Here is a 619-nt window from a genome sequence, read left to right as displayed (position 1 = left end):
TTTAAAGAGATAGAGGCTCAATCACGATTTGCTTTATTATTAGGCAACGAAGGTGAAGGTGTAAACCAAGAATTATTACAACAAACAACACAAAATCTTATCATACCCATTTATGGTAAAGCTGAGAGTTTAAATGTTGCTATTGCAGGTAGTATATTACTCTACCAGTTGAAAGGTTGACCCTTTGTTCAAATTTCGGCTATAATAGTTGATGAATTTATTAAAAAATGAAGTATTCATTAGCTATACATCACTGAAACAATTAAATGATCAACCGATAAAAAGACGTAAATTATTTAGAAAGTCGAAAAGGGAGAATAACCGTGACTGAAAGTTATTCCAACTTGAAATAATTTTGTTCATCTTTTTGGTTACTTAAAGAAATTTAAGTCGGAATTGTCATTCCGTTATCAATAGATATACAAGTGTATGCTTAGGCATAAATTTGGGTGGTACCACGGAAAGCTTTCGTCCCAGTTCGATATGGGGTGAAAGCTTTTTTGATGTTGAAGTATTTGAGTTTTCATTTTCAAAAAATAAAATAGTGGCATTAAAAGGAGGAGTTCGGTCATGACTCAAAATGATACGATGGCGGAATTAAAACAACAAGCTCTCGTTG

At 32.6% G+C, this 619-nt stretch carries 1 protein-coding gene; it reads left to right on the top strand.

The window, feature by feature from the left end:
- Window positions 1-180: TrmH family RNA methyltransferase (locus HZY83_RS05910; RefSeq protein ID WP_305038423.1), on the top strand; the 180-nt coding region annotated here is incomplete at its 5' end.
- Window positions 181-619 lie beyond the last annotated feature (439 nt).

It is taken from the genome of Gemella sp. GH3 (assembly GCF_013415425.1).
In the GTDB taxonomy this organism is placed as follows: domain Bacteria; phylum Bacillota; class Bacilli; order Staphylococcales; family Gemellaceae; genus Gemelliphila.
The sequence above is the reverse complement of the archived record's forward strand: the minus strand, read 5'-3'. Positions and strand labels throughout refer to the sequence as shown.